22 protein-coding genes are annotated in these 25,319 nt (G+C 63.5%); 13 read left to right on the plus strand and 9 right to left on the minus strand.

From position 1 onward, the window contains the following. Positions 1-13 precede the first annotated feature (13 nt). The 7 genes from AC07RZ_RS14975 to AC07RZ_RS15005 all read left to right on the plus strand — a co-directional run bounded on the left by AC07RZ_RS14975 (position 14) and on the right by AC07RZ_RS15005 (position 11,540). Positions 14-3,655, plus strand: a complete 3,642-nt coding sequence (locus tag AC07RZ_RS14975) for a hypothetical protein (RefSeq protein WP_494668493.1) — start codon at positions 14-16, stop codon at positions 3,653-3,655. An 83-nt stretch (positions 3,656-3,738) separates the two neighbouring features. Continuing rightward, the gene (locus AC07RZ_RS14980; RefSeq protein ID WP_144737863.1) at positions 3,739-4,704 is read left to right on the plus strand and encodes a hypothetical protein; all 966 of its coding nucleotides are present in this window, start codon (positions 3,739-3,741) and stop codon (positions 4,702-4,704) included. A 31-nt stretch (positions 4,705-4,735) separates the two neighbouring features. Continuing rightward, positions 4,736-5,398 carry a hypothetical protein gene (locus AC07RZ_RS14985; protein WP_494668494.1) on the plus strand — a complete coding sequence of 221 codons (663 nt, stop codon included), beginning with the start codon at positions 4,736-4,738 and terminating at the stop codon, positions 5,396-5,398. 4 nt (positions 5,399-5,402) lie between these two features. Continuing rightward, positions 5,403-6,179: a hypothetical protein gene (locus AC07RZ_RS14990; RefSeq protein ID WP_494668495.1), complete on the plus strand. Its 777-nt coding sequence runs from the start codon at positions 5,403-5,405 to the stop codon at positions 6,177-6,179. A 26-nt stretch (positions 6,180-6,205) separates the two neighbouring features. After that, on the plus strand, positions 6,206-6,718 hold the full coding sequence (locus tag AC07RZ_RS14995; protein ID WP_494668496.1) for an aspartyl/asparaginyl beta-hydroxylase domain-containing protein: 513 nt from the start codon (positions 6,206-6,208) through the stop codon (positions 6,716-6,718). Further along, positions 6,705-8,933: an ATP-binding protein gene (locus tag AC07RZ_RS15000; RefSeq protein ID WP_494668497.1), complete on the plus strand. Its 2,229-nt coding sequence runs from the start codon at positions 6,705-6,707 to the stop codon at positions 8,931-8,933. Before AC07RZ_RS14995 ends, AC07RZ_RS15000 begins: the two co-directional genes overlap by 14 nt. A 33-nt stretch (positions 8,934-8,966) precedes the next feature. Further along, positions 8,967-11,540 carry an eCIS core domain-containing protein gene (locus tag AC07RZ_RS15005; protein ID WP_494668498.1) on the plus strand — a complete coding sequence of 858 codons (2,574 nt, stop codon included), beginning with the start codon at positions 8,967-8,969 and terminating at the stop codon, positions 11,538-11,540. A gap of 15 nt (positions 11,541-11,555) precedes the next feature. On the opposite strand, the gene AC07RZ_RS15010 is transcribed toward AC07RZ_RS15005, so the two are convergent. Together AC07RZ_RS15010 and AC07RZ_RS15015 are read right to left on the minus strand one after the other, a co-directional pair. Continuing rightward, positions 11,556-12,452, minus strand: coding sequence for a TauD/TfdA dioxygenase family protein (locus AC07RZ_RS15010; RefSeq protein ID WP_494668499.1), 897 nt, complete (start codon positions 12,450-12,452; stop codon positions 11,556-11,558). A gap of 156 nt (positions 12,453-12,608) precedes the next feature. Beyond that, on the minus strand, positions 12,609-13,382 hold the full coding sequence (locus AC07RZ_RS15015; RefSeq protein ID WP_494668500.1) for a VOC family protein: 774 nt from the start codon (positions 13,380-13,382) through the stop codon (positions 12,609-12,611). A 162-nt stretch (positions 13,383-13,544) separates the two neighbouring features. On the opposite strand from AC07RZ_RS15015, the gene AC07RZ_RS15020 reads away from it, so the two are divergent. Beyond that, complete coding sequence (locus AC07RZ_RS15020) at positions 13,545-14,174, plus strand: class I SAM-dependent methyltransferase (protein WP_494668501.1); 630 nt, start codon at positions 13,545-13,547, stop codon at positions 14,172-14,174. Positions 14,175-14,369: 195 nt separating this feature from the next. On the opposite strand, the gene AC07RZ_RS15025 is transcribed toward AC07RZ_RS15020, so the two are convergent. Beyond that, entirely contained in the window at positions 14,370-14,978 is a 609-nt protein-coding gene (locus AC07RZ_RS15025) for a TetR/AcrR family transcriptional regulator (RefSeq protein ID WP_494668502.1), read from the minus strand. A 58-nt stretch (positions 14,979-15,036) separates the two neighbouring features. Further along, a complete protein-coding gene (locus AC07RZ_RS15030; RefSeq protein ID WP_494668503.1) occupies positions 15,037-16,038 on the minus strand; it encodes a proline dehydrogenase family protein in 1,002 nt (333 codons plus the stop codon). Between the two features lie 144 nt (positions 16,039-16,182). Here AC07RZ_RS15030 and AC07RZ_RS15035 point away from each other — a divergent pair, with 144 nt between their 5' ends. After that, positions 16,183-16,608: a GNAT family N-acetyltransferase gene (locus AC07RZ_RS15035; RefSeq protein ID WP_494668504.1), complete on the plus strand. Its 426-nt coding sequence runs from the start codon at positions 16,183-16,185 to the stop codon at positions 16,606-16,608. A 7-nt stretch (positions 16,609-16,615) separates the two neighbouring features. Here AC07RZ_RS15035 and AC07RZ_RS15040 read toward each other — a convergent pair whose 3' ends face one another. Further along, positions 16,616-17,305, minus strand: a complete 690-nt coding sequence (locus tag AC07RZ_RS15040; protein WP_494668505.1) for an HD domain-containing protein — start codon at positions 17,303-17,305, stop codon at positions 16,616-16,618. Between the two features lie 173 nt (positions 17,306-17,478). Here AC07RZ_RS15040 and AC07RZ_RS15045 point away from each other — a divergent pair, with 173 nt between their 5' ends. Beyond that, positions 17,479-18,438 (plus strand): GlxA family transcriptional regulator, encoded by a 960-nt coding sequence (locus AC07RZ_RS15045; RefSeq protein WP_494668506.1) that lies wholly within the window; start codon positions 17,479-17,481, stop codon positions 18,436-18,438. A gap of 23 nt (positions 18,439-18,461) precedes the next feature. On the opposite strand, the gene AC07RZ_RS15050 is transcribed toward AC07RZ_RS15045, so the two are convergent. Further along, the gene (locus AC07RZ_RS15050) at positions 18,462-20,078 is read right to left on the minus strand and encodes a rhodanese homology domain-containing protein (RefSeq protein ID WP_494668507.1); all 1,617 of its coding nucleotides are present in this window, start codon (positions 20,076-20,078) and stop codon (positions 18,462-18,464) included. Then, positions 20,075-20,683 (minus strand): cysteine dioxygenase family protein, encoded by a 609-nt coding sequence (locus tag AC07RZ_RS15055; RefSeq protein WP_494668508.1) that lies wholly within the window; start codon positions 20,681-20,683, stop codon positions 20,075-20,077. Before AC07RZ_RS15055 ends, AC07RZ_RS15050 begins: the two co-directional genes overlap by 4 nt. A gap of 290 nt (positions 20,684-20,973) precedes the next feature. Between AC07RZ_RS15055 and AC07RZ_RS15060 the strand changes: the two genes are divergently transcribed. Genes AC07RZ_RS15060 through AC07RZ_RS15070 form a run of 3 tightly spaced genes read left to right on the plus strand, consistent with a single transcriptional unit; the run spans position 20,974 to position 22,969 of the window. Continuing rightward, positions 20,974-21,711 carry an energy transducer TonB gene (locus AC07RZ_RS15060; RefSeq protein WP_494668509.1) on the plus strand — a complete coding sequence of 246 codons (738 nt, stop codon included), beginning with the start codon at positions 20,974-20,976 and terminating at the stop codon, positions 21,709-21,711. 27 nt (positions 21,712-21,738) lie between these two features. Then, positions 21,739-22,542 carry a protein TolQ gene (tolQ, locus tag AC07RZ_RS15065; protein ID WP_494668510.1) on the plus strand — a complete coding sequence of 268 codons (804 nt, stop codon included), beginning with the start codon at positions 21,739-21,741 and terminating at the stop codon, positions 22,540-22,542. 1 nt (position 22,543) lies between these two features. Continuing rightward, the gene (locus AC07RZ_RS15070) at positions 22,544-22,969 is read left to right on the plus strand and encodes an ExbD/TolR family protein (protein WP_494668511.1); all 426 of its coding nucleotides are present in this window, start codon (positions 22,544-22,546) and stop codon (positions 22,967-22,969) included. Between the two features lie 267 nt (positions 22,970-23,236). Here AC07RZ_RS15070 and AC07RZ_RS15075 read toward each other — a convergent pair whose 3' ends face one another. Then, positions 23,237-23,926, minus strand: coding sequence for a peroxiredoxin-like family protein (locus AC07RZ_RS15075; protein ID WP_494668512.1), 690 nt, complete (start codon positions 23,924-23,926; stop codon positions 23,237-23,239). Between the two features lie 30 nt (positions 23,927-23,956). Next, complete coding sequence (locus AC07RZ_RS15080) at positions 23,957-25,288, minus strand: LLM class flavin-dependent oxidoreductase (RefSeq protein WP_494668513.1); 1,332 nt, start codon at positions 25,286-25,288, stop codon at positions 23,957-23,959. Positions 25,289-25,319 lie beyond the last annotated feature (31 nt).

A 25,319-nucleotide genomic window follows, 5' to 3' on the forward strand; every position in this document is an offset into this window, starting at 1 on the left:
CAGGAATCGCACCATGAGCAGTCCATTGATTCAACGTCCAAATTATTTCGCCGGCGAAGCCTTGCTGACCGCCGATTTCGCTTGCGAGCAGCAGTACCACATGGATATCCAGAGCTTCAACAATCAAAGCCTGTACATCTGCGGCATCGCCAGCGGGCTCGAGGTGTTCTGGGACGCCGAAAGCAGCGCCAGCCAGGTAGAGGTCAGCCCAGGCATGGCGATCGACGGCCTGGGCCGCCAGATCATCCTGCTGCAGCCGCAGGTAGTCAGGCTGGCCAATGTGGTGGCGGGAGCGACCTATTTTCTCAGCATCAGCTACAACCAGGTGTATGCCGATTACAGCAACGAGACCGGCGTTGCCGGCTACAAGCGGATCGTGGAGCAGCCGCTGATCCAGTATGTGCGCAACCTGCAGCAGCCGGCCATGAACATCCTGCTGGCCGTGATCAGCTTCACCACCCAGGGCGCGATCAACCAGCTGACCTATCGTTCGGGCAACATCGAGCGGCGCTATGTCGGCTCGACCCTGGGCGCCTTGAATTTTGTGACTGAAGGCGCCGGCGTCCACCGCATCAACTTGCCGGACGCGCTCGCCGGTTTCCTCGGCAACGCGGACAGCGACGGTTATCCCAGCATCCGCGCAAAAAAGGAAAGCAGCGGCGACCAGGCTTACCTGGAAGTGGATGCGCCGCGCAGCGAATTCATGGGGCTGCTGACCACCCGCAATAACCTCGGCGTCGGCAATCCCCAGCCGCTGGCCAACCTGCAGGTCGACGCCATTACTTTCAAAGGCCAGGGGACACTATCGTCAGACGGTCCGCTGGTGACTTTGTCGAAGACGCTGTCGCCGTATTTCCAGGTCGGCGACGTGCTGATTTCGGATCCGCCGGTGATCACCATGAGCAACGGCCAGACCAGCTTCGGCCTGGCGCAGCGGCGCACAATTGTCGCCATTAACCCGGGCAGCCTGCAAGTCACGGTAGAGGCGGCATTCAATCCGGTCCTGCAAAGCATCAGCTACACCTATGTGCGTTCGACGCTGGTGCGTTTCGCCACCGGCAGCGCCAGCAGCCTGCTGCGCATCAATATCGACGGCACGGTCGGCCTCGGCATGCAATCGGCCACCAGCGCCGGCCTGGCTGGCGCCGGCCCCAATGCGCTGGTGATCACCGCCGACCGCAAGGTCGGCATCGCCTTGACCGACCGCAGCCCGGCGGCGGCGCTCGACGTCAACGGCAAGATCCAGGCCGACGACCTGAATGTGCAGGGGCAGATCCGGACCGGCTCGATGATATCCAGCGGCCCGATCCAGGCCCAGAGTTTCGAGGGTAACGGCTCCAAGCTGCAAGGGCTGCCAATCCTCAGTTACTGGATCCGGGAAACCATCGGCACCCCGACCAGCAACCTGTACTACACCGAAGGCAACGTCGGCATCCGCGACAAGACCCCGCTGGCTTCGCTCAGCGTCGGCGGCGGCCAGTCGTTCATCGGCAAGGGGCAGGTCACCGCCATCAGCAACAATGTCTTGCAGGGTTACCAGACGGCGTTCCTGGATGAAGTCACGGTCGGCGACACGATCACTGTCGGCATGCTGGTCGAGCAGGCCGGCGTCATCGCCGAAATCCTCAGCGACACCCAGCTGCGGCTGCAGGAACAGCTGCCGCTTGAGGTGCTGGATTGGGCCTACAGCTACCAGGCGCCGGGCGCCGACAGGAAACCAGGGCAAGGACAGATCAGCAGCAACGGCAGCATCATCACCGGCAAGGGCAGCAGTTTCAAGAGCACCGCCGCTGTTGGCGGCAAGATCATCATCGGCCGTTTCGATCCCAAAACCAGCATCAGCCAGAGCAGCGCCGTGGTTGCCGTCGCCAGCGCGACTTCGCTGACCTTGGCGACGCCGTTTGCGATCGACGTCAGCGGCTCGCCATACACATATCAGCCGGGCAGCGGTCCGGCCAAGGACGGCGTCGGCACGATCACCACCAAGGGCGTGCAGGTGACCGGCGACAAAACCGATTTCAGCGGATACCAGCCAGGCGACCTCCTGATCATTCCGCCGTCCATCTCGCTGCCGCAGACCATGTTCGTGCAGTCGGTCATCAGCCAGACTGAATTGACGCTGATCCTGCCGGGCAGCAAGGACCAGCTCACAGGAATCTTTCCGGCCGCGGTGTCGGCTTATGTGGTGACGCCTTCGCTGCTGGGCTATTTTGCCGCCAATAACGCCAACGGCGTGCTGCCGTCCAGCGGCCAGGGAATTCCGCCGGCGATGATCGTCGCTACCAACAACATCCCCGCCACGCCGAACACGGTGGCGATCAACTACCGACCGGAAGAAATCCAGAACAAGTACGCCTTGCAGGTCAAGGGCGACGTCAACTTCAGCGGCAGCAGCGTGGATATCAAGGACCTGCAGGTGGAGACCCTGACTGCCAGCAAAAGCATCACGGTGAAGGGCGACGGCAGCAGCGACAAGCTGCTGGATGTAGGCGAGAGCGGTTCGTCGCTGCTGACGGTAAGCAAGACCAACGTCGCGGTGGGCGCGAGCGGCGCGCCGTACCAGCTTGAGACGACAGGCAACGTCCACGCCAGCGGCAACATCGTCAGCGACCAGAAGGTGCAGGGCGCCAGCCTGGCGGGCGCAGCGCTGCAGGCGGCGGGAACCAAGATCAACGCCGACGGCAGCGTGCAGATCATAGGCGACCGTGTGGCCTTCAACCAGTCGAGCCTGACCAATGGCGGCACCACGTTCCAGCAGAAGGCGAGCACCGATGGCTACGTCATGGCTGTCGTCGGCCAGCCGGCCTGGAACGCCAATTATTGCGGCAGCCTGGCCGGCGTCACTACCGACGGCAACGGCAACCAGACCAGCTTTGCCTATGCAACCGCGCTGGCTTACCAATACTACGTACAGGATGGCAAGAAGAGCGCGCAAACCATTTCGATCCCGGTGCCGGGCTCTTTTACCTTGCCGGTCAAGAAAGGCGAGACCTGGACCCTCACCCTGACCTGGGTCGCCGCGGTCGGCGCGGCGCCCGACGTCGAGTTCTACTGGATACCGCTGGGGCCGGCGCCCGCCGCACTGAACGCCACGGCGTCGGCACCGGCCGCCATGCTGCCAGGCGGCGGCATGGCGGCCACCCTGCAAAGCCTGCGCGACGACCTGGCGGCAGGCCGCATCAGCAGCAGCATGCAGGCCAGCGCGCAGCAAGCCATCCAGCGCCGGGTCGGCGACCTTACCCAGATTCTGGGCGACGCGACGCACATGAGCAGCGAGCCGTCGGACCGGGAACAATTTATCCGCGACCTGCAGAAAATCGTCTGCGCCCCGGGATTGCCGGCGCAAGCGTCGACCTTGCCTGGCTTCGGGCAAAACGTCGAGGAGCTGATCGATACCTTCGGCAAGGTCACCGCCCACGACTTCAGCCCGGCGCAACGCGGCTTGCTGGCCGCCGGCGTGCGGGCCCTGGTGCAGATCAACGACAACCAGGCCAACCGGCGCGACCTGAACCTGATCAAGAACAACATCAACCTGTTCCTCGACAACGTGCAGCAGGTGCTGCAGCTACAGTTCGGCGCCAACGAGCGGCGGCTGCTGACGCGGGCGCTGGTACGCCTGGTCGGGGACGGTTCGGGAGACGCCGATGGCAGTTAGGACGGGGGCGCCGTCCGCAATCCGTTTTTTTTCAGTCGCAACCAGCCGCAATTCTTATCGATGTTCACCCATAAGGAATGATCATGAATACCATTGCAAACGGCAGTTTCGGAACCCGCACCGCGTATAACCAGTCCGACCTGGTCGACGGCGGCACCAGCTTCACCCAGGTCGCGACCAGCGACGGCTTTGTCATGGCGACAGTCGGCCAGCCGACCTTCAGCGCCAATTACCTCGGCACCCTGGAAGGCTTTACCGTCGACAGCAGCGGCAGCAACACCAGCTTTGTCTACGCCACCGGCCTGGCATACAGTTACACCATGCAGAACGGGAAAAAGGGCGTGAACACGATCCTTATCCCCATGCCCGGCTCGTTTACCATGCCGGTGCGCAAAGGCGAGACCTGGAGCCTGCGGCTGACCTGGAACACAGAAATCGGCCAGGCGCCGCAAGTCGAGTTTTACTGGATTCCCGACCTCGATGGCGCGCACGGACATGCAGGGGTGCCGGCCGGCCAGCAAGCCAGCATCATGAAACAGGCCATGACCACGCTGCGCGACGAACTGCAATCGGGCAAGGTACAAGGCAGCATGCTGCTGTCGGCGCAACAGGCGATCGACAGCCGGGTGCTCGACCTGGCGCATATCCTCGGCGACAGCGTCAACCAAGGCAGCAGCGAGCAGGACCGCCAGCAGTTCCTCGGACGCCTGCAAAAGATCGTCTGCTCGGCGGCGCCGCAGGGACAGAAAACGGACAACACCGTCGATCCGCAAGCCCTGCAAGAATTGATCGCCAGCTTCGGCAAACTCAGCGGCCATGCCTTCAGCACCCAGCAAAACGGCCTGATCGAAGCCGGCGTGCGAGCGCTGGTGCAGATCAACGACAACGACGCCAACCGGCGCGACCTGTCGCTGATCAACCGCAACATCGGCCTGTTCCTCGACAACATGCAGCAGGTGCTGGACAAGCAGTTCGGCAACAACGAGCGGCGGCTGCTGACGCGGGCGCTGGTGCGCATCGTCGGCGACGGCAACCGCGGCGACCTGTGAACCACGGCCGGCCAGCTTCGGCGGACAAGCCGTGCTAGCGGCCGCCGGCCACGCCCAGCTGGCTACCTTCGACTTGCTGGATGAAGCCGAATGCGAGGACTGGGTGCTGCGCACGCTGCTGCTGCGGCGCCATTGGCGTCCGCGGCATGCCGAGGCGCCGTTCTTTACGCTGGGCCTGGCGGCATACCTGGATTGCGGCGCAGGCAGCGCCTATCATGACCTGGCGCTGCGCAGCCGCAACAACCGCATGCTGGAAAGCCATTTCGGCCCGCTGCTGCAATCGCTGGCGACGCTGCTGGGCGATCACTTCGGCGCGCCGGCCGGCATGACGGACGCCGCCGCATGGCCCGGTTTCCATATCTACCTGCCGCATCCGGCCTTCAGCCTGCCGGTCGCCAGCGTGCACCGCGACCTGCAGTACCGCGATGTGTTTCCGGGACATGCGCTCGGCGACGACGACATGTTCAGTTTCACCCTGCCGCTCAGCACGCCTGAACGCAGCGGATTGAATCTCTGGCGCGACGGCGCCACGGCCGCCGAGCCGGATTTCCATCCTTACCGCAGCGGGCAGCTGGTGGTGCACAGCGGCCTGGCGTCGCACCAGGCCGTGCTCAGGTGCGACGGCGATCTTGAACGCATCACGCTGCAAGGCCACGGGGTACGGCTCGGGCAGCAAATTCTGTTGTACTGGTAAACCCATGCCGACCCCGACCATCCATCCCGAGTTCCAGCTGCAGCTGTTCAGCCAGGCTGCAGCCGCCGACATCGTCCAGCGCCTGCTCGACCTTGACGCTTTCTGGCTGCCGCGCCATCCGCACCTGCCGTTCTATACATTGGGCGCGACCAACTACTACGACATCACCGGCAATCCGGCCAAGCCGTACCTGCGGCTGGCGCAGCAATACAACCCGTTCCTGCGCGAAAATTTCGGCGAGGTCTATGCGACCTTGCTGGCCAGCCTGCAGGAACGGCTGGGACAGCCGGTCGGTTTCCTGCCGGACGCGGCGCTGCCCGGGTTCCATATTTTCGGCGGCCACGCCGATTTCGCCGCCTGCGACCAGCACGATATCCTGCATGGCGCATGGTTCCAGCGGCGCGACGGCCATGGTTTTCCCGGCAATCCGATCCATACCGATACGGCGCACCTGGCGCTCGGGCTGCCAGCCGTGGTGGCCGGCGCGCCGCTGCCCACCTTGTCGTTTACCCTGGCGCTATCTCTGCCGCAGGGGGGCGCAGGCATGAAGATCTGGCCGCTGCGCATGGCCGATATCGGCGACCTGGGCGGCCAGGAGCAGATGCAGCTGCTGCAGGGCTGCGCCAGCCGCCTGGTGGCCTACCAGGCCGGCAGCCTGTTCGTGCATTCCGGCGACTATTATCACCAGGCGCGCGGCCTGCCGGTGCAGGACGGGCAATACCGCATCACGCTGCAAGGCCACGGCGCCTGGTTCGATGGCCAGTGGCGCCTGTTCTGGTAATGCCTGCCAACCGAAGGAGCCACCTTATGTTTTTCGTCCCAAGCCAATTTGCCTTTACCCAGATGCTGACCCGGCACTGGCAAGCGATCCTGGCCGAATGCCTGGCTTTGCCCGGGCAGGAATTCGATGCCTGGCCGGAAACCAACCTGTATAGCCACGGCTGGGATGTGTACGGGCTCTACGTGGGACAGCAGCCGCTGCTGGAAAACTGCATCTTTTGCCCGCACACCGCCGGCCTGCTGCAACTGGTGCCGGGCCTGTCGGCCGCCGGTTTTTCGCGGCTGGCCCCCGGTGCCGAGATCCTGCCGCATGTCGGCTACAGCGACCAGGTGCTGCGTCTGCACCTGGCGTTGCGCGCCAGCGGCGATTGCGGTATCCGCGTCGGCCGCCAGGTGCGGCGCTGGATTCCCGGCCAGTGCCTGGTGTTCGACGATACCGTGGAACACCAGGCCTGGAACCGCGGCGACGCCGAGCGCCTGGTGCTGCTGCTCGATTTCGACAAGCCGCCGCAAGGCCTGGACCCCGATGAGCAGCATTGACGGCAGCGCCTATGGCGATAACCAGGATTTGCTGCAGGCGCTGCAGCAGCTGGGCGACGGCATGATAGAGCGCGGCTTGCTGCTGCGCCAGCTGGCCGAGGCGCCGGCCGCGAATCCGGCAGAGACGGATGACAGGATCGCCGCCTTATACCGCCAGGCCAGCCGCCGCCAGCTGCCTTCGCTGCAATTGCAGCAACAGCTGGCCCGGCTCGGCGCCAGCTTGCAACGTCAGTGGGAACAACTGGCGCAACGCAGCGCCGCCAGCGTCCGGGCCCAGGTATTCCTGCCCTGGGTGCACCTGGCGCTGTTGTTCCAGCTCGGCCGGCGCGACCAGGAATTGCTGCTGTGCGCCTTCCTGGGCGAACTGGACCAGCGCTATTGCACCATCCTGCAAGCGTTCGGCGATGCGGATGCCAGCGGCGCCGGCGACGGTTTTACCTCCCTGGCCAGCGCCGCCACGATGCTGGGCGGCAGCCTGGCCGACCGCATCGACATGCAGCAGAGCCTGATGAGCGACGCCGCCTTGCGCCACTGGGACCTGGTCGAGCTGGCGGCCGGCAGCCGCCTCGGCGCCATGAGCGGCGGCTATCGCCTCAATCCTGCCATCGTCTCTTATCTGCTGGCGCGCGCCGCGCCGCAACTGCGGCTGGAGCAGCCCCTGGCGGAAATCGGCAGCCGGCTGGAACTCGGCGACCACCTGGTCGACGAAAAGGTGAAGCAGCAGCTGTCGCACTTCATAGAGCATGCCGGCAGGGAATGCACGCATTTGTCCAGTTACCTGCTGCACCTGCAAGGCCCCGACCTGCCATTGCAGCAAAGCTTGTGCGCCGCCACCTTCGGGAAAATCGGCATGCATTGCGTCCTGCTCGACGGCAAGGCGGTCTGGCAAACCTACCTGAGCGAACGGAAGAACCGCGCCGCGCTGCTGGCGCGCTTGCGCTTGCTGTGCCGCGACGCCTTGCTGTGCAACCGGGTGCTGGTGCTGCTCCATTGCCAATGGATCTGCAGCCAGGACAGCGCCGACGACCTGCTGGAGGATGTCTGCGGCACGCTGCTCGACAGCCAGCGCTACATGGCGGTGCTGAACGGTCCGGCGCGGCGCCTGAGCGACATTGCCCACCAGTACAGCGCCCACCAGGCGCTGCCGATCCTGATCAAGAGCACGGCGCCGGATACGCAGCTGCGGCGGCAGGTCTGGCTGCGCCACCTGCCGGCCTCCGGCTTCGATCCGGACCAGGCGGCGCTGACGCAGCTGGTCAACAACTACCTGTTTACGGAACAGCAGATCCTGCTGGCGATCAAGGAAGCGTCCAGCCGCAGCGTGCTCAATCCCGACGCCGAAAGCATGACCGAACTGCTGCTCGACGCCTGCCGCGAGCAAAGCAACCGCGAGCAGCTGAGCGTGGCGCAGGAAGTCAAGACTGCTTACCGTTTCAGCGACATCGTGCTGCCGGCCGACACCAGGCGCTGGCTGCAAGAGGTGTTGCAGTATGCGCAAAACCGCCACCAGGTAATAGAAAGCTGGGGATTCGACAGCAAGAACCAGAACAGCAGGAACCTGTGCGTGCTGTTTTACGGGCCGTCGGGCACCGGCAAGACCATGGCGGCTTCGATCATCGCCAACGAGCTCAACCTGGGCCTGTACAAGATCGACCTCGCCAGCATCGTCAGCAAATACATAGGCGAAACCGAAAAACACCTGGCGCAGCTGTTCGACCAGGCCGAAGCGATGAATATCGTCCTGTTTTTCGACGAAGCCGAAAGCCTGTTTTCCAAGCGCACCGAAACCAAGGATGCGCACGACCGCTACGCCAACCTGCAGACCGGCTACCTGCTGCAGCGCATAGAAAGTTATCCCGGCATCGTCATCCTGTCGACCAACCTGCTGAAGAACATGGACAAGGCGTTTACCCGCCGCTTCAAGTTCATGATCGAATACCCGTTCCCGGGCAGGGAGCAGCGCCTGCAGCTGTGGCGCAACGCCTTTCCGGCGGCAACGCCGCTGGCCGCCGACCTGGACCTGCCGCTGCTGGCGGAGAAAGCGCCGCTCAGCGGCGGCAACATCAACAACATCGCGCTCAGCGCCGCCTTCCTGGCCGCGGCGCAACAGCAGGCAGTGACGCAGCAGCATATCCTGCAAGCTACCGAGCGGGAATACCACAAGCTGGGCAAGGTGTTCAGCGCAGCCGATTTCAGCTGGGATAACGATGACTAACTGTCGTCCAACTGCCGCTAGCGGACGCGATCCGTGCAAAAACTGAGCACGCAAGCGGCGCCGCAGCCGGCATCCGATGTGCGCGAACACCTGCCGGAGCGAACCGGCGCCACTGCATTCGGCACCGGCCATCTGGCGCCGATGGGCGCATACCGGTATGTGCGCAGCCCGTTGCAGCGGCGCGAAGCCGCCGCTGTCAGCCGAAACGGCTTGCCGGACAATTTGAAGGCAGGGATCGAAGGCCTGTCGGGACTGGCTCTTGACCATGTCAAGGTACACTACGACTCGACCAGGCCGGCGCAGCTGCGGGCGCATGCCTATGCGCAAGGCAGCGACATCCACCTGGCGCCGGGACAGGAGCGGCGCCTGCCGCACGAAGCCTGGCACCTGGTGCAGCAGGCGCAGGGCCGGGTGGCGGCTAGCAGACAAGACAGGGGGGTGGCGCTCAACGACGACCGCAGGCTGGAACAGGAAGCCGACGTCATGGGCGCCCGCGCCACGCGCTACGGTCCGGCAGCGGCGGTCGTCGGCGAATGCCGCGCCGCGCCCGCCGCCGCCATGCCGGTAACCCAGCTTTACCGGATAGAACGCGAACCTGTCACGACGCGGGTCTATTCGGTCTCCAACGATAACTCCATGGTGACCGGGATGGCAACGCCCAACCACGATTTCTATGTGGGAAACGCAACCCAGATCGGCGCGATGAACAACGCCATCTCCGCTTCGCCGTTGCTGTTTTACGCAGCCGGCACGGCCAGGCTGTTCGAGCGCGACTATTACCGGGTCGGCCTGAGTTTCGATACCGCCAGGGTTCGCGGCGATGCGCCGGACGATCGGCGTGCGCCGCGCCAGGACAACTTGCAGGCGCAGTACCGGGACCAGGTGCTGCCCGAGATACGCGCGTTTCGCGAAGGCCGCCGCGCCGGAAAAACCGCCGAGATAGACGCCGCCGCAGTTGTGTCCGACGGACAGGTCAATCCGGCTTTCATCAATCCCGCACTGGCGGCCTCGGTGCGCAGGCTTGAACTGTTCAAGAAACTCATCCTCAGCCAGCTGACGCTGGCCTCTTACCGCGACGACGAACCCGGAGCGATAGCCGATGCCGGCCAGATCGTCGCTACGCTGGAGAGCGCGCTGTATTCCACCGACATTACCCGCGGTGCTATCGCAGCACGGCTGGAACAGCTGGCTCCTTATTTCAGGGCGGAAGAAAATCTGGCACGCTTCGCTCGCACGCCGATTCTGCGCGCCACCTTGCTTGAATTGCGGGCTGCCGTCGCGGCGCTGGCGGCAGCATTGCCGGTGGACCTGCCGGTCGACCTGATGTCGTTCCATAACGCCGGCTTCCAGGCGCGCCAAGTCGAGGCCGTCGACGGTCCGGACAACGTGCTCCTGTACCGCGCCTGCGACGTCACCGCCGCCACCTTGTTAGGCAACAAGATCACGGAACAGAATGCGCAGCGGCTCAAGACCTATGTCGCAGGTTCTGGCGGTGCTTTCCATTACGCTACCAAGATCCTGCAATCGGGCGGCGACTGGGTCACGCTGGAAGGTTTCGCGGCCAGCGACCGCGAACGCGGCATCATCGGCATCGAGGACGACGATTCGGCAAAAAATGTCGACGACACCTGGCAGTACATCATGTACGGCGCGCTGGCCGGCGACGGCGGTCCGCTGCTGTCGGACGAAGACCGTTATTTTGCGCTGTACACAAAATTGCGTTATTACCTGAAAGGCATCACGGCGCCGGGCGTCTTCGGGCCGACGCAACGTGCCAAGCTGATGCCCAAGCCGATTGATCTCGGGCGGCTGGAAGCGCTGTTTCCGCTTGCTACCGGGGTTGGCGGTTTTTTTTCGCGGCTGGTTACGGACACGCCGCAGGAAAAGGCCCAAGCGCTGTTCAGGCAGCTGCAGACGACCGGTTTGCTGGACCGGCACGGAAGCGTCGCCGAGCGCGATACGCTGACGCTGCAAAAGTTGCGCAAGCTGCTGCCGAGCCTGCCGGAAGGCATCGCAGTCAAGGTTTTCCGCATCCTGCGGGAATCGCTCAAGTCGCAGCATATCCAGATCGGCTTGAGCAGCGATCTTGCCAATGCCATAGCCTGGCGTGCCTACCTTGGCGCAGACGGCGGCGAGCAGGCGGCGCTGCTGAGGCAGCAGTCTGACGCCATCATGGAGCAGGGCATTGATCCCCGGGTGCAGTCGGGAGCGACGTGGGACGACTTGGCGCAGACCGTCGCCCGCCTGCCGCCAAGGCCGGTCGTTGAATCGGAGCCTCCGGTCTTGGGGCCGCAGGCTGGAACACCGTTGACCGCCAGCGAGCCGCTCAAAGCGAGCAAACCGGTAAAAGATGAAAGCGCGCCAAAAGGCAAGCAGCCACCCGCACGCCATGAACTGGTTACGATAGGGTTGCGCGAACTGGACCGTCTCCGCGAGCTGTGGCGCAGCCGGCAACCACAGCCAGCCTTGGGCAGCCCGCCGAATTACCTCGACTGGCGCGCCGCGATACAGTCGATTCCGCTGGCTCCCGAAGACATGCCGATCGGCGCCATCCAGGAAGACCTGATGCAATGGCTGTCGCATGCCCGGGAAAAATGGGGTGTATAAGCAGCCGCGAAAGGTTCAGACCGGCACATCGCCTTCGACGGTAGTGCGGTACAGCGTGCGGCGCAGATGCTGCGGCGTGATCGGCGCATAGTGCACGGTGCTGCGGTTATCCCAGAACACCATGTCGTGCGCGCGCCACCGGTGGCGGTAGACGTTTTCGGGCCGTATGGCGTGCTCGTGCAGGTAGCGCAGCAGGGCGTCGCTCTCGTCCTTGGGCAGGCCGACGATGTGCGAGGTGAAGCCTTCGCTGACGAACAGCGCCTTGCGGCCGCTTTCGGGATGCACGCGGATCACCGGATGCTCCACTTCAGGCACTTCGTCGATCTGCTTCTGGGTCAGGTCGGCGCGCCAGGGAGACAGTTTCTGCAGGCGCCGGTAGCGGTACACGTAGGAATGCACGGCGCGCCGTCCTTCCAGCGTGCGCTTGACGTCGGCAGGCAGGGTTTCGTAGGCCAGGAACATGTTGGCGAAAGAGGTGTCGCCCTGTTCCGCCGGCAGTTCCTGCGCATGCAGCAGCGAGCCCAGGCTCGGCTTGGGCATATAGGACAGGTCGGAATGCCAGTCGGCGCCGGCGTCCACCAGGCCGATCGGCTGGCCGTCCTGGACCACGTTGGAGACGATCAGGATTTCCGGATAGCCTTGCAGGTGGAAGCGGTTCAGCACATGGACCTGCAGCGGGCCGAAGCGGCGGCTGAACGCCACGTGCTGCTGCGGCGTGATGCGCTGTTCGCGGAACACCAGCAAGCCGTGCTTGACCAGCGCTGCGCGGATGCGGGCCAGGTCCTGGCCGGATACCGGCAGCTGCAGGTCGAGGCCGGTGATTTCCGCGCCCAGCGGCCCCTCGACCGGACGGATTTCAAATTGCTGGACGGCGGTTGCGGTGGATGGCGGCAAGGTGCTGGCGATAGTCATGAGAAGGCTCGGAAAGCGGAACGGCCTTGCTCGCCACGGTGTCATCCGGCAGGCAAGGCGATCCTGAAAACAGCATTACACCTGCTTAAGCACAGGCGCCGCAAATAATCGATTGTCATATCCTTATGCGGTTTGCGGCGCATTGCCGCCGCGGTCTCAGCGGTGCGCCGAGACCAGGGCAAACATCGCGCCTTGCGGATCCAGGCCCTGCACGATCCAGCTGCCGCCCGGGACCTGGTGCGGACCCATGATGACCTTGCCGCCGCCGTGGCCGATGCGGGCAACGGCGGCGTCGACCGATTCGACATTGACGTAATACAGCCAGCAGGCGGCCGGCATGTCCTCGGTCTTGGTCATCATGCCGCCGATTGCCGCGCCGCCGGCGGCGAAGGTCTGGTAGATGCCGAGCGGACCCATGTCGAGCGCTTCGTCCTTGGTCCAGCCGAACAGGTCGGCATAAAAGGTAAACGCCTTTTCGCCGTCGCCGGCATGCAGTTCATGCCAGCCGACGTGGCCCGGCGTGCCGGCCGCTACCGGCGCCGGCTGTTCGTCGCTGTTGCCTTTGAACAGGATGAATGCCGCGCCGTATGGATCGGTCGCCACGGCGAAGCGGCCGATGCCGGGAATGTCGTCGGGCGGCCGCCGGATCGCGCCGCCGGCCGCCGCGACCCGCGCCGCATAGGCATCGACGTCGCTGACGCCTATGTAGCCGTTCCAGCCAGGTTTCACGCCCATGGCGCGCGCGTCTTCCGGGATCGGCATCAGGCCGCCGACCATGGTCGGCCCGGCTGACAATATGGTGTAGGAACGGTCGCCCATGCCGGCATCCTGCATGTTCCAGCCGACTACGCTTTGATAGAAAGATTCGGCGGCCTTGGCGTCGCTGGTCATCAGGTCGTACCACACGAATTTCGCTTGTTCGGCAGACATTTGGCGTGACTCCTTTGCTTGAGTTTGAGAAGGCCGCGGCGGTGGCGGGCGGTGCTTGAAAAGCCATTATCCGCCCGATACCCGGGGAGCGGAAGGCTTGAGGTTTCGGCAACGCAGGCGAAGCGTATTGGATATTCTTCCCCGGTGCGCTACAGTAGCTGCATGATACTACCGCCTTCCGATCTCGAAAAAATTGCCGCTCTTACCCTGGAGCATTACAACCAGCACGCCGACGATTTCCGCGACGGCACCCGCGACCACGACGTCAGCCAGAATATCGCGGCGCTGCTGCGCCATATCCAGGGTGCGCCGCCGTTCACCATCCTGGACGTCGGCTGCGGCCCCGGGCGCGACCTGCGCACGTTCAGCAAGCTCGGCCATATCGCCATCGGCGTCGAAGGCGCGGCGCGCTTCGTCGAGATGGCGCGCGCCGACAGCGGCTGCGAAGTCTGGCACCAGGATTTCCTCAAGCTCGACTTTCCCGACAGCCGTTTCGACGGCATCTTCGCCAACGCCGCATTGTTCCATATCCCCAGCCAGGAACTGCCGCGCGTGCTGCGCCAGTTCCATGCCACGCTGAAACCCGGCGGCGTGCTGTTCAGCTCCAATCCGCGCGGCGGCAACGAAGAAGGCTGGAACCGCGGCCGCTACGGCGCTTACCACGACCTCGCCGCGTGGCGCAGTTTCATGGCGGACGCCGGTTTTGCCGAACTCGAGCATTACTATCGTCCCGAGGGATTGCCGCGCGACCAGCAGCCATGGCTGGCCAGCGTCTGGCGCAAACTGCCGTGATTTTTCCAGGTCAATAGAAGATGAAGTCGTCGTTGCAGGCGGGCAGGGCTTGTGCTGTCAGCCAAACCAGGCGCCACAGGGCCAGGGCAGCTGCGAGAAGGGCGAATCCGGCGATAACCAGCATGATATTTCCTTTATCGCACACTCGTGCGAAATTTGCGCGTTAAAAATCGATGACCTGTGCTGCCGAAGGCGTCATCCGTGGTAGTTGAAGCTGCGGTAGGTCGAGGTCAGGCGTTCGTAGGCGTTGCGCACCCGGTCGGGTGCCTTCGGATCGCGCAGAAAACGCGCGTCGTGCATCAGGCCGACCATCAGGCTGTAGATCTCGAACGCCAGCTGTTCAGGATCGGTGTCAGGCCGCAGGTGGCCGGCGTCCAGCGCCTGGATGATGGCGCGCCGCAAGACGCCGCGCCAGCGCAGCACGTTGTGCTGCAGCCGTTCGCGCATGGGGGTGTCGACATCGTCGTACTCGAAGGCGCCGGCGACATAGATGCAGCCGGTGACATTGCAGGTGCGCGTGATCCAGTTCATCACCAGCGCATTGAGGCGCGGCAGGCCGCGCGCCTGCGTCATCGCCGGCTCGAACACGGCGGCCGAAAAACGGCGGTCGAATTCGTCCAGCACCGCTTCGTGCAGCGCTTCGCGCGAACCGACGCGGGAAAACACGCCGCTCTTGCTGATGCCGAGCCGTTTCGCTACCTCGCCCAGGGACAGGCTCTCCAGGCCCTGGGTGGCGACCATGTCCAGTGCCGTATTGACAATGGCTGCCAGGGTGAGCTCGCTTTTTTCGGTATGGGTATCCATGCACCGAAGTTTAGCACTATCGTGCGAAATGTCTATCTTATTTTGCGCAAAGGACTATTCAAGCCGTCGGTTCCGGCTGCATGAGGTCGAGCAGCGCCTGGTAGAGCCGTACCGGCTCTTCCGCGATCCGGTTAAGCACATAGAGGAAATATTCTTCGCCATAGACCGCATATTCGCGCGTGCGGAAGCCGCGTTTTTGCAGGCTGTCAATTTGTTCTGTGCCGAGGCCGATGAGCGATTCAAATTCATAGTGTTGCTGGCCTTGCAAGCCGTGCTGGACGAGCAGATCCGCCAGCTCATCCTGTATGGCGCGGTCATGGGTGGCAATCGAGCACTTGTGCCCGCTGGTCAGCAACCCGGCCGCGAAGCGCCGGTAGTTCACCGCCAATTCGGGGCTGTTGCGGCTGCAGGCAAGCTGTTCCGGCTCGAGAAAGGCGCCTTTCACCAGGCGGATGCGGCCCGGATACTGCATCAGCCTCGGCAAATCGCCGGCGCTGCGGTGCAGCCTGGCAGGAACCGTGATGCCGACATTCGCGAGTCCGGCGTCGGCATGCAAGCGGCCATACGTGGCGTAGATATTGTCGGCGCGCTCCGAACCTTCCATCGAAATCATGACTTCGCGGCCGCTGGCGGCGGCTGCCTGCGCTATTTTCCTGGCGTTCAGGAAACCCAGTTCAGGGTCGACCACGGAACCGATGTGGGACAAGTCAAGCGAGACCGAACAATCCAGGTTCGCGCCGTCGATGGCGCCGAGCAGCGCAAGGAACACGCCGGTCTCCGCATTGGCCCTGGCTTCGTCGCGGCAGCTCTCGCCCATGTATTCCGCCGATGCGGCATGTCCCCGGGCATTGATCTGGCCGATCCGTTGCAGCACATCCGGGATGGTCTGGCCGGCGACATAGCGCCTGGCGACACGGTGCATGAACGGGCGCAGCGCCGGGTCGCCGCAAAACCTGGCCTTGGCCTCTTCATCCAGCGCCAGCTTGCGCAGCGCATCGGCAGCCTGGTCAACCAGCGCTTGCCATTCGGTTGGAAATGCCGGCCGTTTTTCATTTTGCATATCGAATATCTTTCGAGGTTAGCGGTTCTTGTTGATGTGAACTCATTCTAAACAAGCGATAAGCCCCGGCAAAACCAGTAATTTTCTGTGCTACTGCCAATTTTCCTCACATAATGGCAAACCGACTGATATGGAGGAGCAACAATGGACTGGGTTTTCGCGCAGGAAAACATGGACTGGGCAGCGCTTTCCCATCTTTACAAGATAGCGCCGCTGGGAGAGAAGCATCCGGACGACCTGAAAACGGCGTTTACCAACAGCATGTTCAAATGCTTCGTATTCGATGGCGGCATCCTGGCCGGCGCCGGCCGGGCGCTGGCGGACGGCATCGATTGCTCTTATATCTGCGACGTCGCGATACATCCTGACTTCCAGGGGCAGGGCCTGGGCAAGGCCATCATCAGTAAACTGAGGGACTTGTCCGCCGGCCACAAGAAAATCATTCTCTACGCCGTCCCGGGCAAGGAAGGTTTTTACAAAAAACTGGGCTTCAAGCGCATGAGCACGGCCATGGCGATTTTCAAGGACCAGGAGCGGGCGCTTGCCGCCGGCCTGGTCAGCGACGTTTGAGCTGCAGTTATCCGTGCCGGTGATCAGGATCCTGGCAGTGGGCGGCATGCTGCTTGCCGTCGTTCCAGGAAGAGCCCAGGATCAGGCTGCAAAAGTCGATCCGCCTGTAGCCGGGATCTTTCAGCGCCAGCACGTCGGCCTTGACGTTGCCGAAGGTGGTTTGCGGCTTGTGCATGGTTCCCTGGGCGAAGGCGTCGATGATGCCTTGCTTGAAGCCGGGGCCGCGCGGATGCGCCTGCACTACCTGGTTGCGCTGTTCTTCGCTGAATTCGTCGTAAGCCATGCCCAGGACATCCATTTCGACTCCAGCCGTCACCAGCGCTACCACCGGCTTTTTGTATTGCGGGATACCGGGTGTGGTATGCAGCGCGATGGCGTCCCATACCTGTTCGATATCGTATTCGGCGATGCCGTAACCGCGCAGGAAATCGCGCGCGGCGTTTGCGCCGTCCACTTCGAAACGGTCGTGCTTGCTGCTGTAGCTGCCGACCAGCCCCATGTCATGGAACATGGCGCCGACGTACAGCAGTTCGGGATTGTAGTGCAGCCCTTTGCGGGCGCCGGCCAGCGCGCCGAACAGGAACACGCGGGTGGAATGGTGGAACAGCAGGTCTGATTCGGTGTCGCGCACCAGCTGGGTGGCGGCGCGCGCCATGGCGCTGTCGGGAATGGTGATGCCGGCGATAGTGTTGCTCATTGCATGCTCCTGGTAAAGGGTTGGCTGTCAAATGACGATGCAGTCCACTGTAAATCCAGGCCGGCTCCGCTACAATGCCAGGCATGCGCTGAACGCGGCCAAGCGTACGGTTTTTCCTGCCAGCGCCGCTCAAGGCGGGCACGATTTTTCAGAGGCGGTCAAAGGCGTTTTGAATGCGTACTGTTGCGATTGCGATTTTCCCGGGTGTCCAGGCGCTCGATGTGGCGGGGCCGCTGGACGTGTTTGCAGAAGCCAACGGCTTTCTTGCCGCCGGTGCCGGCTACGCGCTGACCCTGGTGGGCGCCAGCCACGAGCCGGTGCGCGCTTCGAACGGCATGCGCTTGCTGCCGGACCGCACATTCGCGGAATCCGGCGGCAGCTACGATATCGCCCTGGTCGCCGGCGGCCCGTCCTTGCCGGACGATGCACCGGACCAAGGCATGACCGCGTGGCTTCTCAAGGCGGCCATGCACAGCCAACGCTACGGCGCGATATGCACCGGCGCTTTTGCCTTGGGCCATGCCGGATTGCTGGACGGGCGCCACGTCACCACCCATTGGCAGAATGCCTCGCACCTGGCGCTGCGTTTCCCACGCGCCCGGGTCGAACTCGATCGCATCTACATCCGCGACGGCAACCTGGTGACGTCGGCAGGGGTGACGGCCGGCATCGACGTTTCTTTAGCGCTGGTGGCGGAAGACCATGGGCCGCGCCTGGCGCTTGCGGTCGCCAAACGGCTGGTGGTGGTGGCGCAGCGCCGCGGCGGCCAGTCGCAGTTCAGCCCTTTCCTCAGCGCGCCGGCGGATGAAAATTCGCCGGTAGCCAAAGTCCAGGCTTATGTCATGGAACACATCGGCGAGAATTTCACGGTGGCGAAGCTTGCCGCCGTGGCAGGCATGAGTGCGCGCAATTTCGCCCGCGTGTTTGTCGAGGTGAGCCAGCTTACCCCGCATGAATTTGTCGAGCGCGCGCGGGTCGACGCGGCCCGCAGCCTGCTGGAGAGCAGCGATGCAGCGCTGAAGGCGATTGCCTACGATTGCGGCTTCGGCAACGCCGACCGCATGCGCATCGTGTTCAACCGGCGGCTGGGCGTGTCGCCCAATGAGTACCGCACCAGCTTCCGCAAAACATAAACTCTTGCCGCAGTTTCAGATCGTCAGATTACAAAAAATCCGTGGCTGCCGTCGGCCGCCAGCTGCGCCACCAGGCCGTATTCCCAATCCAGGTATGCCTGCATCGCTGCGACCGGGTTGTCGGTGCCTTCATATGGCCGCCGGTAACGGTCGATGCGAGGAGATGCCAGCGCGGTTTCCCCCGGCTCCAGCGGCAAGCCGGCGGCGATCCAGGCAGCCGTGCCGCCTTTCAGCACAAACACCGGCTTGCTGCTCAGCCGTTGCACGTCGCCGGCCGCGTAACCTGCCAGCAGGCTGCTGCCGCAGGTCAGCACATAACGCTCGGCGCCTGGCGCCTGCTGCAATACTTGCGCCAATTGCGAGCGCAGCGCGAAGCGCGCGCCGGGGATGTGCTGCTTGACGTAGTTGGCGCTGCTGGTGAAATCGAGCAGCACGGTGCCCGGCCCGTCTTGCAGCCAGTGCGCCAGCTGCTGTGGGGTGACCGGTTCGTGCGGCGGCGCCGGCGGCAAGACCTGCGCCGGATGGCCGCTTTCGCTGAAATGCGCCGACTGCAAGCCGTCCAGCACGTGGACTTCCCATCCCATCTGCGCCAGCCAGGAGGCGGTCATGTTGGCGCGCACGCCATCGTCGTCCGCCAGCACGATACGGGCGCCGCGCACCGGCGCCGCGTGGTCGGTTTCCTGCACCAGCTGGCCGCCCGGAGCGGAACTGAAGCCGGGCAGGTGGCCGGCGGCATATTCTTCCGGCGTGCGGACGTCGAAACGGTAGGTGGTGCGGCCGGTTTCATCGTTCCATTGCGCCAGCGCCGCCAGGCCGGCGCGGCCGACCCGGGCGCGGTCCGCCACTTGCCGGCTCGACCTGGCTGCCTGCAGGTGGTGGCCGCTGCCGGCGGGATCCGTGGGACGCTCGGCAAAACGCTGCGTCTTGCCGTGTTCCAGCTGCTGCCCGGCCAGTGTCCAGCCGATGGTGCCGTTACGCAAGGCGCTGACCGGATTCGGGATGCCGGCGTTGATCAGCGACTGGCTGCCGATGATGCTGCGCGTGCGTCCGGCGCAATTGACGATGACCCGGGTTTCCGGACGCGGCGCCAGCGCGCGCACGCGCAGCACCAGTTCGGCGCCGGGCACGCTGACGCTGCCGGGGATGCTCATGGTGTTGTATTCATCGAAACGGCGCGCATCGAGCACCACCACGTCGGCATCGGCATCCAGCAGGGCCTTGACCTCGGGCGCCGACAGCGACGGCGTGTGGCGTTGCGATTCCACCAGTTCGCCAAACGCCTTGCTGGGCGCATTGACGTCGCGGAAGATTTCGCCGCCGGCGTCGCGCCAGCCCTGCAGACCGCCGTCAAGCAGATGCACGGCGCTGTAGCCGAGCTGCAGCAGGCGTTGCGCGGCTGGCCCGGCCAGCCCTTCGCCGTCGTCGTAGACCACGACGACAGTGTCGCGCCGCGGTATGCGCGCATAGGCTTCCAGTTCGATGCGTCCCAGCGGCAGGTTGGCGGCGAACAGCGGGTGCGCTTCGGCGAACGGCGCTTCTTCGCGCACGTCGAGCAGCGCGATTTCCTGGCGCGCCAGCAGTGCGGCATGGATCTGCTGGAACGAGAGTGCGGCAAAAGTGGCTTGGCGGAGATTGGTCATGTTTTTTTCAATTCGCTGGAACGGTCCCAGATATTCGGCAAGTGGGTGTTGGAGTAGCCTGAGATGAAGGTTTTGCTGCTGCCGTCTTCGGCATATACGGAGCGCTGCACCGCGCCGATGTTGGCGCCGTAGACATGGATGCTGATCGAGACGCTATCGGCATAGGCATTGCGCACCTGATGGATGTCGCCGGCGCTCGGCGACAGCGTTTCGACCGTGCCCGGCGTCAGCTTGAGCGCCGCGCCGTCTGCCTGCAGGCCGCCGCCGGCGTTGCGCTTGTAGGCTTGCGCATACTCGGCGCCGCGCAGCATGCCGATCAAGCCCCATACCGTATGGTCGTGGATCGGCGTTGTCTGCCCCGGCCCCCAGACAAAACTGACTATCGAAAACCGTTCGGCCGAATCGGCATGCAGCAGGTATTGCTGGTAGCGCTCCGGTTGCGGCTGGGCGTAGGCCTCCGGCAGCCAGTCGTCGACCGCGATCAGTGCATGCAGCAGGGCGCCGCCGTCGCGCAGGATCTGCGCTTCCGGCGGCCGGTTGTCGAGCAGGGCGGCAAATGCGGTGACAAAGTCACGCAGCCGGCCGGAATTGTGTGGATGAGGCATCTTTCCCTTTTCTTTTTCGATAAGCATAAGGCGTGCAGGTTAATGTCGCGCCACCTTGGATTAAACGAATTATTTACTATTTTCTTATGCGCTGGCTGCACTTGGCAGCACTCGCGCCGGTGAACCGGCCGGCGCCGCGGATACAGAATATATTATGTAATTTTTTTATACTTGCATATAAAAAATAATTCTTTTATTCATATTGTTGCTGAGATTAGTATCGCTATTGCTGTCTCGCACCGGCGCTTTTCGCCGACCGCATCGGAATATCTAATCGCAAGGCATCTGCCATGAGCATTATTACCTTATCCCACCCGAACGACGTGTTCGCGGCGTCGCTCGAAAGCGGCCGCTCGTGGTGGAAAAAGCCCGGCGCGCTGACCTCGCTCGGCCTGCATGTGGCTGCAATTGCCGCCATATGGGGTTTTTCACAGCGCGTGTTGCCGCCGGCAGCGCCGGAACGGGTGATTGAACTGGTGCTGGCGCCCAGGCAGCTGGCGCCGCCCGAGCCTCCGCCGCCGCCCAAGGTAGTGCCGCAAAAACCGCAGGCGAAAGCCAGCAGCGCCAGGCCGTTGCCGACGCCGGCGCCGCGTAGTACGCCGGTTGCAGCGGAACAGGCGGAAATTGCAGCGCTGCCTGCCACCCCGGCCGTGCCGGTCGCACCGGCTGCCGCGGATCCGGTCAAGGCCGCTGCGCCTGAAGCGCCGCCGGCCCCGTCAAAGCCGCGGGTAATCAGCAACGACGGCATTCCCAGCGACTATGTGAACCAGGTCTATAGCCGCATCAGCCGCCATACCAGCTATCCGCGCGCGGCAAAGATGCGCAGGGAAGAAGGCCGCGTGGCTTACAGGCTGACGCTGAGCCCGCAAGGCGAACTGCTCAAATACGATATCCAGACTTCCGGCAGCGATACGCTGGACGATGCCGCCGTGGAAGCCATCAAGGGCGCGGCGCCATTCCCGAAACTGCCCGACCTCGGCGGCAGCTCTTACCTGCTGGCGGGCGCCATCGTTTTCAAAGTTAACTAAACACGCATTTTTTTCCAGGAGTAGACCATGCATCCAACCGAACTATCCGCGCATCTGTCGCCGTTGCAGTTGTTCTTGCAAGCCGACGCCATCGTCAAGGCGATCATGCTGTTGCTGGCGCTGGCTTCGGTCGCCAGCTGGGGCGTCGCCATCGAAAAACTGTTCCGCTTCCGCAGCCTGCAGCAGCGGGCCCGCGCCTGGATCGATGCGCTGGCCGGCCAGCGCTCGCTCACCAAGCTTGGCCTGGCGCTGAAAAACCGGCCGGCCGATCCGTTTGCCCGGATCTACCGCGCCATCGTCGGCGAATGGCAGGAAAGCCACCAGCAAGGCTTGCACCAGAGCGAAGCCGAGCGCGACAGCCTGAAGGAAAGAATCAACCGCGTGGCGCAGATCGCTAGCGGCATCGAGATCGAAAAGCTGCAGCGCGGCTTGCCGGTGCTGGCTACGGTCGGTTCGGTGGCGCCGTTCGTCGGCTTGTTCGGTACGGTGTGGGGCATCATGAACGCCTTCCAGGGAATTGCGGCGTCCAACAACACCAGTTTGTCGGTGGTGGCGCCGGGTATCGCCGAGGCGTTGTTTGCGACGGCGCTGGGGCTGGTGGCGGCGATTCCTGCCGTGATCGCTTATAACCGTGCCTCGGGTGAATTGAACAGCTACGCTAACCGGCTCAATACCTTGATCGGCATCACCGAGGTGCAGCTGTCGCGGCAGCTGGAGTCGGGGGAGCCGCTGGTGGATACCGAGGGCGGGCATGAGCTGCATGGCAAGACGATCAGCCTGGAGCAGCATGCGCATAAGGGTGGCGCGAAACTGGTTGCGCAGGGGGCTTGAGATGGCGGTCAAATTGTCGAACAATGCGGCGGGGCAGCTGGGCGGGCCGGTGAGCGATATCAACGTTACGCCGCTGGTGGATGTGATGCTGGTGCTGCTGATTGTGTTCATGGTGGCGGCGCCGTTGATGGCGTCGGGGGTGAAGGTGGATTTGCCTACCTCTAATGCCAAGCCTTTGAAGGAGGAGAAATTGCCGATTGCTGTCAGCCTGGATGGAGAGGGCAAGATTTACGTTGACAAGAATGAAGTGAGCAAGGCGTCGTTGGTGGCGGCCTTGAAGCAGGCGTCGGAGGGGGACCTGGAGCGGCGCATCAACATACGCGGCGACAAGTCGCTGGCGTATGGCAAGGTAATCGAGACCATGGGTGAGATCAACGACGCCGGATACTCCAAGATTGCCTTGGTGTCGGAACCGTCAAAACAGTAGTTAAATGGGGTCAGAGTTTTTTTTCGCGCCCTTTGCGAAAATTACTCTGACCCCATTTAACGGCCTACGGAGTGCTTGCTGTGGCATTCGACGGCCTTCGTTCGTCGTTACTTAAAACGTTTACTACTCCGTGGGCACAAGCCGGGGGCGGCCCGGCCAAAAGAAAGTAAGCAAAGAAAAGGCGACCGCAAAGCCGTTGCCCTCCCTTCGGCCGGGTCCCCAAAAGCAACTTCAACAGCAACCCCAACGTCAAAACCAATAGCGGTGCTACGCCGACAGTTCCTGCTCCGCGACGATTTCCTTGACTGCATCCAGTATCGGTTCCGCTTCTGTCCTTACCAGCCAGTCGGGTGCGACGTCGATGAAGCGTATTGTGCGGTCACGGTCGATGACCAGCACGGTTGGCATCGGCAGTTCCCAGGTGCCGGTGCCTGTGACTTCGCCGATGGGCTTGCCGCCGGCGGTTGCGGCTTGTTGCGAAGGCTGGTCGAAGGTGTACAGGATGCCTAGCTGGCGGGCCAGCTTGTTGTCGATGTCTGACGCTACCAGGAAATCGAAATTGTGGCGCAGCTTGATGTCGATCAGGCGTTCCGGGACTTGCGGACTGACAGCTGCCAGGGTTGCGTCCAGTTTTTTCAGGGCGGGGGCCAGCTGGCGCTGGTAGTAGGGAAGGGCGATGTTGCAGGCGGGGCAGCCGGCGAAGCGGAAGAAGATGAGTACTGCCGGGCCTCGTTCCAGCAGGCTGTCGAGGGTGAGCTCGCCGATGTTGACTTCCTGCAGGCTAAAAGATGCAAGCGTGTCGCCGGCCTTGGCGAAACGTTTGCGGTCTGCCGTATCGACCAGCAGCTGGCGCTGGTCGATATTGATTTTCAACGCCTTCGGGTCCATCGTGGCGACGCGTTCGGCGTGCAGGTCGGCCAGCAGCTGGCGTACGGATTCCTTGTGGTGGTTTGGCATGGCATGCTCCAGTCAGGTAAGGGAAGGCGGCTAGGCTGCAAGGCGGCGCGCGCTGGTGTAGCGGTTTTCCGGCACATCCAGCCCGAGATGGCCGCGCAAGGTGTCATGGCTGTAGTCGTGGCGGAAGATGCCGCGCGCCTGCAGCAACGGCACTACCAGCTCGACGAAGGCGTCCAGCTGGCGTGGCAGGGTCTCCACCAGGATAAAACCGTCGGCGGCGGCGCCGTCGAACCAGCGCTGGATGGAATCGGCCACGTGCTCCGCGGTGCCGACGAATTCGCGGCGCGGGCTGACGAAGCGCAGGGCGATCTGGCGCAGGCTCAGGTTTTCGTCCTGCGCCAGCTTGACGATGCGCTCGGCGGTGCTGCGGTTGCTGTCGTGGCCGAAGGCGGCGACGTCGGGGAACGGCGCGTCTAGCGGATAGGCCGTGAAGTCATGGTCGTTGAAAGCACGGCCCAGCATCGGCAAGGCATCTTCGATGCGGATCAGCGCCAGCGCTTCCTGGTATTTGCGTTCCGCTTCTTCCTCGGTGGCGCCGACAATGCTGCGCAGCCCGGGAAACACGCCGATGCGGCCGGCGTCGCGGCCGAAGCTGACGGCGCGCGCCTTGATATCCTTGTAATAAGCCTGGCTCGATTCGAACGACTCGCTGGCGGTAAAGAACGCGTCGGCATGGCGCGCCGAAAAATTGCGTCCTTCTTCCGATGCGCCGGCCTGGAAGATCACCGGCTGTCCTTGCTGCGAACGGCTGATGTTGAGCGGCCCGCGTACGGAAAAGTAGGCGCCCTGGTGATTCAGTGCATGCAGTTTGCCGGGATCGAAAAACTGGCCGCCGGCCTTGTCATGGGTCAGCGCATCGTCTTCCCAGGAATCCCACAGGCCCTGCACGGTCTGCAGGTGTTCGGCGGCGATCCGGTAGCGCACCTCATGCGGCGGATGCTGCGGCTTGCCGTAGTTGGCTGCGCTGCCGGACAGCCAGGAAGTCACCACGTTCCAGCCGGCGCGGCCGCGGCTGATGTGGTCCAGCGAAGCGAACTGGCGCGCTACCGTGTAGGGTTCGCTGTAGCTGACGGTCAGTGTGCCGACCAGGCCGATGCGGGAAGTCACCACCGCCAGCGCCGACAGGATGGTCAGCGGCTCGAAGCGGTTCAGGTAATGCGGACTGGATTTTTCGGTGATGTGCACGCTGTCGGCGACGAACAGGAAGTCGAATTTCCCGGCTTCGGCCAGGCGCGCCTGGCGGGTGTAGAAATCGATATCGATGCTGGCGCCCGGATGCGCATCGGCATGGCGCCAGTCGCCCCAGCCGGGGCCGACGCCATGCAGCATGAAACCGAGTTTGAGTTGTCGTGGTGTGGTCATGATGCCTCGCTTAGTTGGATGGACAGACAGG

The sequence above is a fragment of the Collimonas sp. GW821-FHT07E08 genome (genome assembly GCF_059418905.1).

Coding starts and splice junctions, on each gene's coding strand:
- AC07RZ_RS15055 (WP_494668508.1), bottom strand. CDS start 20,683: ATGCCTCATCCACACAATTCCGGCCGGCTGCGTGACTTTGTCACCGCA.
- AC07RZ_RS14980 (WP_144737863.1), top strand. CDS start 3,739: ATGAATACCATTGCAAACGGCAGTTTCGGAACCCGCACCGCGTATAAC.
- AC07RZ_RS14995 (WP_494668496.1), top strand. CDS start 6,206: ATGTTTTTCGTCCCAAGCCAATTTGCCTTTACCCAGATGCTGACCCGG.
- AC07RZ_RS15070 (WP_494668511.1), top strand. CDS start 22,544: ATGGCGGTCAAATTGTCGAACAATGCGGCGGGGCAGCTGGGCGGGCCG.
- AC07RZ_RS15035 (WP_494668504.1), top strand. CDS start 16,183: ATGGACTGGGTTTTCGCGCAGGAAAACATGGACTGGGCAGCGCTTTCC.
- AC07RZ_RS14975 (WP_494668493.1), top strand. CDS start 14: ATGAGCAGTCCATTGATTCAACGTCCAAATTATTTCGCCGGCGAAGCC.
- AC07RZ_RS15030 (WP_494668503.1), bottom strand. CDS start 16,038: ATGCAAAATGAAAAACGGCCGGCATTTCCAACCGAATGGCAAGCGCTG.
- AC07RZ_RS15045 (WP_494668506.1), top strand. CDS start 17,479: ATGCGTACTGTTGCGATTGCGATTTTCCCGGGTGTCCAGGCGCTCGAT.
- AC07RZ_RS15075 (WP_494668512.1), bottom strand. CDS start 23,926: ATGCCAAACCACCACAAGGAATCCGTACGCCAGCTGCTGGCCGACCTG.
- AC07RZ_RS15000 (WP_494668497.1), top strand. CDS start 6,705: ATGAGCAGCATTGACGGCAGCGCCTATGGCGATAACCAGGATTTGCTG.
- AC07RZ_RS15040 (WP_494668505.1), bottom strand. CDS start 17,305: ATGAGCAACACTATCGCCGGCATCACCATTCCCGACAGCGCCATGGCG.
- tolQ (WP_494668510.1), top strand. CDS start 21,739: ATGCATCCAACCGAACTATCCGCGCATCTGTCGCCGTTGCAGTTGTTC.
- AC07RZ_RS15050 (WP_494668507.1), bottom strand. CDS start 20,078: ATGACCAATCTCCGCCAAGCCACTTTTGCCGCACTCTCGTTCCAGCAG.
- AC07RZ_RS15015 (WP_494668500.1), bottom strand. CDS start 13,382: ATGTCTGCCGAACAAGCGAAATTCGTGTGGTACGACCTGATGACCAGC.
- AC07RZ_RS15080 (WP_494668513.1), bottom strand. CDS start 25,288: ATGACCACACCACGACAACTCAAACTCGGTTTCATGCTGCATGGCGTC.
- AC07RZ_RS15025 (WP_494668502.1), bottom strand. CDS start 14,978: ATGGATACCCATACCGAAAAAAGCGAGCTCACCCTGGCAGCCATTGTC.
- AC07RZ_RS14990 (WP_494668495.1), top strand. CDS start 5,403: ATGCCGACCCCGACCATCCATCCCGAGTTCCAGCTGCAGCTGTTCAGC.
- AC07RZ_RS15060 (WP_494668509.1), top strand. CDS start 20,974: ATGAGCATTATTACCTTATCCCACCCGAACGACGTGTTCGCGGCGTCG.
- AC07RZ_RS15010 (WP_494668499.1), bottom strand. CDS start 12,452: ATGACTATCGCCAGCACCTTGCCGCCATCCACCGCAACCGCCGTCCAG.
- AC07RZ_RS15020 (WP_494668501.1), top strand. CDS start 13,545: ATGATACTACCGCCTTCCGATCTCGAAAAAATTGCCGCTCTTACCCTG.